The organism is Novosphingobium resinovorum (assembly GCF_027922145.1).
GTDB classification, from domain to species: domain Bacteria; phylum Pseudomonadota; class Alphaproteobacteria; order Sphingomonadales; family Sphingomonadaceae; genus Novosphingobium; species Novosphingobium resinovorum.
The window spans coordinates 22,502-29,484 of record NZ_BSFC01000018.1 but is presented as its reverse complement, the minus strand read 5'-3'; the positions used below and the strand labels follow the sequence as shown (position 1 = coordinate 29,484).

Sequence of the window (6,983 nt, the reverse complement as noted above, 5' to 3'; positions counted from 1 at the left end):
GGGGGCAGGGGCGGTCAAGTGCCAGGCAGTACGGCCCTCACCGTTCGCCCTATAAGGGTTCATCGCACGGACCGCCGGGCCGACGGCAAGCCTCCCTTGCGAGGAAACGGCAGCACCGCAGCCCGTACAAATGGCACACCCGCGTTCCCGATATACCGTGCACAGCCAACCTTGGCCGTTCTATTGGTACGCAGAAGCCGTCGGTCTGCAGAGAACGGCGCTGGCCTGCGTTCTTAAAGTACCGAACAGGAGGACGAGATTTCGCATTTATCCCGGTTCGACGTCCTCTGCCGACATGCAAGACCATGTCCCTCCGCCTCCCTAGACGTCCTGACAGAGCAGCCGTGGCGGGGTCTTCAAGGTGCGTTCCTGAAGTCCCGAACCCTATGAAAGCGCTCGGCAGGCCAATGCCTAATCGCGATGTTCCTCGGAGCGGATGCATGCGACGAGGCCTTCCACCACCTCAGAGGGCGAAAAACACCCGAGATTGCGGGGTTAACTAGCTGGATTTCGGCTCGTAAAAGATATTTTACGAGCCTCTGGCGCTGCTCGAGAGATAGTCACACACGGTATAACGGGAACGGGAAATCAGGCTGGTCATTCGGCGAATCGCGGTACTTCAGGAACGCCAGCTCGGTACTTCAGGAACCGAAACACGGGAGATCGGGAACGCTCGATTGGGTACTTCAGGAACGATCCAACGGTATTTCAGGAACAGGGGCATCGCCGCGACTCAGGGCGAAATCGCGAGTCGCAGGCAGAGCGAGCGCCCGGTAACTTTCTATCCTTATTTCTAAAGGAACTAACGGTGCCTTCGGCACGATCCTCTCCTTTTGAATAGATGAGATATGGTAGCAGGACCGCAGCCCATCGGATGCCAATTCCCACTAACCGTCTCTCCCTTACCCTCAAGGCTAACCACTGCATTACCGCCAAACACGCTGCCCGCGAGATTACAGCTTTCCTTGCCAGTGACAGGGCCGAGGCCCTTTGTGTGATGGGTCCGTGGGGTGTCGGCAAGACGTTTGCGTGGAAGCAGTACCTTGCGGAGGCCGCGCGGAAATCACTCATCACGCGCAACTACGCCTGCGTCTCCCGCTTTGGGCTCAATTCCCTGGATGAGCTCAGGCACGCCATCTATGAGAACACGGTGCCTGCGAGCAACGCAGGTGGTGCAGCTACCTGGGATACGCGCGCGTCAGTGTGGGCGAATGCGAAAACTGGCGTGCGCAAGGTCCGGCGTGCATTGGGCGTTGCCTCTAGCATGCTGACGATCGGCTGCGTGAACTTCGGAGCAGTTGGCGGCCTCATTGCCCGATCATCGTTTCTGCTCGTTCGCGATCAGATAATCTGTCTTGATGATTTGGAGAGGGCAGGGAGGGCGCTTGCGGCGAAGGATGTCCTCGGGCTGATTTCCTTCCTCAAGGAGGAGCGAAACTCCAGTGTGGCTCTCCTCCAACGACGGGGCGCTGAAGCCTTGCCAGCGGGAGGATATGCAACGGCTCCTGGAAAGGTCATCGATGTCGCGCTGGCATTTGTCCCGACGCCGGCCGAGGCCGCCCGGATAGCCTTGGAGGACGGCGCCGATGGGGTTGCCCAGCTGCGCGATCACGTGGAAGCCCTCGAGATCACGAACATCTGCGTGGTCCGCAAGAACGGCGTACTGACCGGCAAGGTTTTCGAGATACTGGCCGGCAAGCCGAAGGCGATTGTCGACCGGGTCATCACCTCGGTCGCACTGGCGGGATGGGCCGTATTCGAACCCGATCGGGCGCCGTCGCCAGAATATCTAAAATCCTTCGACCCGCTTGTGGACGAGCTCGTACGCGAGCCAGACGATTGCGGCGCAGGTGCAGCGCAGAACATCACCTGGCGCCGGCAGTTGGCTCGCCTGGAGTTCTCCTACCCGGACGAACTGGACCGCATTATCTTTGATGGTGCCGCTCGGGGGTACTTTGATGAAGATGCTATCCTCACGCTTGCCGGTGACCTGGAAGTCGAGCTCAAGGACCTGTCGCGAGCCGAGAGCTATTCTCGGGCTTGGGACGATTACTGGGGGTCCATTGCTGGCGACGAGGCCGAGGTGGTCAAACGCATCCTTGAAGCAGCGCGGGAGACCCTCTACGCAATCGACCCGCCCAGTCTCAATGCAGCGGTGAGACTGCCGCGGGATGTAGGACCGGGCGAAGATGCTTCTATCCTTATCGCGGACTACGCAGCGAAAAGGCAGGGCAATCTTCTTGGTTTCACCGTCGGTCCGGCATCGGAATTCGCGAAGGGCAATGTGGACCCGAAGTTGGGAACTGCTCTCGAGCACGTATTCGCCAAGCTCGTCGATAAGCGGTCGGCTCGGGAGGTGTTTCAGACGATTGCGCGCGAGAACCGTTGGACGTCGACCGATATGACCCTGCTGTCTCGTCAGACGCCGATCGAACTCGAACAGATCATCGCGGTCCGGATTTGAAGAAGATCGTTCAGATTACCTTTAGCATGATGTCGTCAACCGACGATGAGCATGCCGAACTGAGAAGCAAGCTGCGAACAGCCCTTGAAACGATTTTTGCACGATCGACATTGCGGGCAAGGCGGCTGCCCGTCTGGGGCTTTACGCCAGCCAGTTCGAGTGCGCCAACTGACGAACGACACCTGCTGCTTTGATCGATGCGGGGCCTCCTGATGTTGGGGCAGTAGAACAAATAGAGAAAGAGCTCTATTTCGCCCTCAGGAGCACTCTGAGCGCCTCGCGGTGTAATGGGTCACTCGGGGCCATCAAGTCATCCAAATGGCCGCCAGGGGGCTCCGCAGGGAAGGTGCGGGTTAGGCAAAAAGGTGCCAAAATCGTGTCGGAACCCGGACAAGATCCCAAGATCACCCGGATACCAGAAATCCTTCGCGCGCGCCCTTCTAGCGGGAGAGCAAATGCATGCATTGCTCGGGCCTCCGCCATGGAGGATAACGGCCGACCGCAACAGTCACACTTCGGAACCAACGAATTGGCTCGGAGGCTCACGGGATCGACTGAAGTTCATCGGGGGTACCGACTTATCCCATTCGAACTGCGCTCCAGAGCCCGCACAGCGGCCTGCCGTCCCTTTCGGCATTCTAAGCCTGCAGCGGGCGCGACGCTCGAGCATCCTGCGCGACAGGTAAAACCGTTCCTTGGAGCACCAGCGGCTTCATGCGTGGGGCGGGCAATGGCCGAAACGATGCCTGCTGTCGCCGGCCAAAGAAGGCTGCAAGCAGCATAAATTACGTAAAAACAACCAGATACATCAAAGGTATCGCAGCATTCAATGACGCACGTGCGAATCTATTTGCGCACTGTGCCATAATAGATGACATTGAGCGTGAAATTTCTGGTGGAATTCAGCACCATGATTGCACGCAAGCCGCCGCCTTCGGCTCGTCGTTCAGAAGCTGCATTGGCAACAGGCACGGCGCTGTATCCAGCGTTTCGCCAGTACGTTCCGCTTGATGCGCCTTTGACGGCGCAGGCAGTCGTGGCAATTTCGACCGTAACCGGACTCAAGGAACGACGAATTCGCGAACTCGCCCGGCGATTCCGAGATCACCCCGTCGCAGAATCGTTGGCGTCGTTGCCCAAAGGACCCAAACCAGGAAGCCGACGTGGTGGCCCAACCGTGCTGGCTGCGATCGACACGCTCATCGGCGAGATTCACTTGCGCAAGGCCGGCGCGAGCATGAAGGAAACTGCTCGTCAGGTTCGCGGACTCCTAATCGCCGACAACGGCGATTATCGTTTTGAAGCCAGTGAAGTGCCAAGCGAACGCAGCATTGAGCGGGCGATTGCGGCGATATCGGACCCGGTGCGGGCACGCACCATGATGGGCTCGAAGACGCGCAGTGCACATGAGCCGCATGCGGGTGAGTATTTAAGCCGGGGCTTCCTGGACCTCGTTCAGATGGATCATACGCGGGCCGATGTAATCCTTGTCGACAGCGTGCAGCGCAAAGAGCTGGGGCGCCCTTGGGTGACCTTGCTAATCGAAGTGCGGACCCGATGTATCCTTGGCTTCTATGTGAGCTTTGGGGATCCCTCGATATTTCGATGCGGGCGTGCGATCGCCAATGCGATCCTGCCAAAGCATAGCCTTTTGCAGGCGTTACAGCTTGATGTCGACTACCCAATGCATGGGCTATTCAAGCGGCTACACGCTGACCATGCGGCAGCACATCGTGCACAATCCTTCCGGTCCGCGTGCCTTTCCCACGGCATCGATCCGGATGTCAGGCCACGTGGCCCCGCGCATTTCGGTGGCCATATCGAGCGCCTGATTGGAACGATGATGGCCAAGATGCGCTTGTTGCCCGGTGCGACGGGAGCAAACGCCACCAAGCGCGACGGTTATGACGCTGGTGCGGCCGCTGCGATGACCATCGATGAGTTTGAACGCTGGTTTGTTCGGGCAATTTGTCTCTATCACGCCGAGCCGCACGCCGGCTTGGGCGGCTGTGCGCCGGCGCAGGCTTGGGCCGAGGAGGCGAGGAGCCAAGGGCCTTTGGTTCCGCTCGGCCTCGACGAAACGGCTCTCGTCCGCCGTTTCCTGCCATGGGTTGAGCGAACGGTGAAGGCCTACGGAATCCAGATTGGCTATCGTCGGTACTGGCACACCAGCCTTGCATCGCGGATCGGCCAGAAAGTCATGGTTCACTTCGACGAGCGCACCATCCAGGAGGTCTATCCGGAAGTGGAGGGTGGCTTCGTCTCAGCAGCGGTTGTCGGGCATTATCCCGATGTCAGCCTGGCGGAATGGGAAGCGGCGCGGAACGAACGGTTCCGGGCCGGCAGGGCCTATCAGGATAACGGCGCGCGCGCCGAAGCCGCGCGCCTGATCCATGCCAATCGCAGCGATGTTCTCTCTGCAACTGCGAAGACCCGGCGCGCCCGTGAGGCCCGAAAACGAGCGGAGCGCGAGGGAACATCCCATACACGGGCACCGGCGCGAGCCACGGCAGAACCCGCGTCGAATTGGCTTCCCGTGGCGGAGTTGGGGGAAGATACATGGCTGAAACGGATCGAATGACTGCCCCTATGTCTGGCGGCTCGGCGCTGTCGCAGGCCTTCTGGATCGATTTCGATGAAGCCCGCCAGCATGTCGAAACTCTGGTCGAACTTGCCCATGACGAACCCGACGAACGGCCGACCTGTGTGGTATTGGTCGGGCAGTCGGGCATGGGCAAAACCTCGATTCTGCGCGAGGCCCAGCGCCGGATTGCCCACGATTTTCCCGAGCCGCTCAGCATTGATGATGCCCGCTATCAACCGATGCTGCGAACCGTCATCCCTTCGGGTTCGACCGCCCTCAAGATCAACCTGACCCTGCTGTGGAAGCAAGGCTGGCCGATCACCGGAAAGACCCACCGCATTGCAGACCTTAAGGTCGTCGAACTCTTGCGGCGTCAACACACCCGGCTCATCGGGATCGACAATGTTCATGCGATCCTCACCGCCAGCGGGAGAGCGCGCCGCGATACGCTTGATGCGTTCCGCTTCCTAATGAGCGAGGGCAATGTACCGATGGTGGTCGCAGGACTCGACGTCGCCGCCGATATCTTTACCGAGGACGTCGAGCTTGCCTATCGCTCGATCATCTTGCGACTTAAGCCCTGGCCACAGGGAGCGCCGACGCAACGTCTCATTCGGGTACTCGGGCAGGGGATGGGACTGATCGAGCCGGATCGCCTTGCCGAGCCGGAGGTCGCCGGTTTTCTCTGGGAGCAAAGCCTTGGGGTGACCGGAAACTTCAAGCGCCTGCTGCACTGGGGCCAGAAAGTGGCGTATCAACATGGCAGAGCGCGCGTGGAATTCGCGGATATTCGCGAGGCGGCGGTGTTGCTGCCGAACTATGCGGCGCGATGACCGTACTGGCGTTGGAGCCGCAGCCGCTGGCGTTCCGGGTCCGCCCGCAGGCCGACGAGTGCTTTGATTCCTGGATCGATCGGGTTGCGGCCGCGCACGAAACCACGCGACCCGCGCTGTTTCGGCACCTTGGTCTTGAAGCGGCGATTGCCAGCCTGGATCTGGCCCGCGGCACATGCGGCTTGTCCAATGAGCAGTACTTCGCCGTGTATCAAGTGATTGGTCAGTTGGCCTGGGCGGTTGAGATTGAGGTCCAACAGATCGAAGGAACCTTCCTCAACGTCGAGGCTTCGGTGGTTCTGCCGCGCCGCCAGCGCCGATATGTCTGTCCGCTCTGCTGGCAGCAGGCCCTGCGGGATGGCCGGGCCCCAATCATCCGCAAGGAATGGATCTTGCGCATGAGCTGGCGGTGCCAAGTGCACGCTCTCCCGCTCTGTGCACTGCCGGTGGCGGATGGAGCGATGTCGGAGCAGGCTGTCGGTTCGTGGCTGAGCGGGGCGGTGGCCCGCGCAGAGAGTTTGCGCTGGAAGCTCGGGGCTCATCCGCGCTTGGTCGAATGGAACGCCGAGGGCGTCGACACACTCGTGCGGGCAAGCCGCAAGCGGTTCAAGGGGGAGAAGAAAGCCTATGTGGATCGCTTTCAGGCGAACCTGTTTCACTTCGCACACGATCGGATCGCGATGCTGGCACTGGCGCACAGCCGGGTGGGCAAGGCGACGTGGGGATTCGAGCGATTGGTGGCGCTGGAATTGCCCGGGCGTCCAGGGCGAGAGGTGATGACACTGCAGCCGCCGAAACTGCCACCGCGTCGCTGGCGCATCAGCAAGGGCAGTCTACGGCCGGGTAGTCATGACGCTGGCGTGCTCGACCTCGTGCTCGCGTATGCCCATCTGCGGGTGCGCCGCGATGCCCAGACTCAAGTTGAAGCCCAATTTGGCCGATTTCCCTCGTGAGGGTGCCAATCCGGGGCCGCCTTGGTGGACGAAGGGGCGATCATGTCGAAATCTGCCCTGAGAAGCTCGTGGAGCGCATTTACGGCATTTGCATACTCCGGGCAGCCCGAGGCCGGTTATCGCGCTGCAAGGGGCGTTTCCGGCGGCCT

At 60.5% G+C, this 6,983-nt stretch carries 5 protein-coding genes; all 5 read left to right on the top strand.

Annotated elements, in window-relative coordinates; genetic code table 11:
- Positions 1 to 874: 874 nt before the first annotated feature.
- The 5 genes from PKE80_RS09920 to PKE80_RS09900 all read left to right on the top strand — a co-directional run bounded on the left by PKE80_RS09920 (position 875) and on the right by PKE80_RS09900 (position 6,834).
- The gene (locus PKE80_RS09920; RefSeq protein ID WP_271182344.1) at positions 875 to 2,464 is read left to right on the top strand and encodes a hypothetical protein; all 1,590 of its coding nucleotides are present in this window, start codon (positions 875 to 877) and stop codon (positions 2,462 to 2,464) included.
- Complete coding sequence (locus PKE80_RS09915; protein WP_271182343.1) at positions 2,461 to 2,658, top strand: hypothetical protein; 198 nt, start codon at positions 2,461 to 2,463, stop codon at positions 2,656 to 2,658. Before PKE80_RS09920 ends, PKE80_RS09915 begins: the two co-directional genes overlap by 4 nt.
- Before the next feature lie 677 nt (positions 2,659 to 3,335).
- Positions 3,336 to 5,045 carry a TnsB C-terminal domain-containing protein gene (locus PKE80_RS09910; protein WP_271182342.1) on the top strand — a complete coding sequence of 570 codons (1,710 nt, stop codon included), beginning with the start codon at positions 3,336 to 3,338 and terminating at the stop codon, positions 5,043 to 5,045.
- Complete coding sequence (locus PKE80_RS09905) at positions 5,024 to 5,881, top strand: TniB family NTP-binding protein (RefSeq protein ID WP_069710383.1); 858 nt, start codon at positions 5,024 to 5,026, stop codon at positions 5,879 to 5,881. Before PKE80_RS09910 ends, PKE80_RS09905 begins: the two co-directional genes overlap by 22 nt.
- Positions 5,878 to 6,834, top strand: coding sequence for a TniQ family protein (locus tag PKE80_RS09900; protein ID WP_103097969.1), 957 nt, complete (start codon positions 5,878 to 5,880; stop codon positions 6,832 to 6,834). The genes PKE80_RS09905 and PKE80_RS09900 overlap by 4 nt, the downstream gene beginning before the upstream one ends.
- Positions 6,835 to 6,983: the final 149 nt, after the last annotated feature.

Bases quoted from the DNA above. Each gene is read 5' to 3' on its own strand.
- PKE80_RS09920 (WP_271182344.1), top strand. From the start codon at position 875: ATGCCAATTCCCACTAACCGTCTCTCCCTTACCCTCAAGGCTAACCAC.
- PKE80_RS09910 (WP_271182342.1), top strand. From the start codon at position 3,336: ATGACATTGAGCGTGAAATTTCTGGTGGAATTCAGCACCATGATTGCA.
- PKE80_RS09905 (WP_069710383.1), top strand. From the start codon at position 5,024: ATGGCTGAAACGGATCGAATGACTGCCCCTATGTCTGGCGGCTCGGCG.
- PKE80_RS09900 (WP_103097969.1), top strand. From the start codon at position 5,878: ATGACCGTACTGGCGTTGGAGCCGCAGCCGCTGGCGTTCCGGGTCCGC.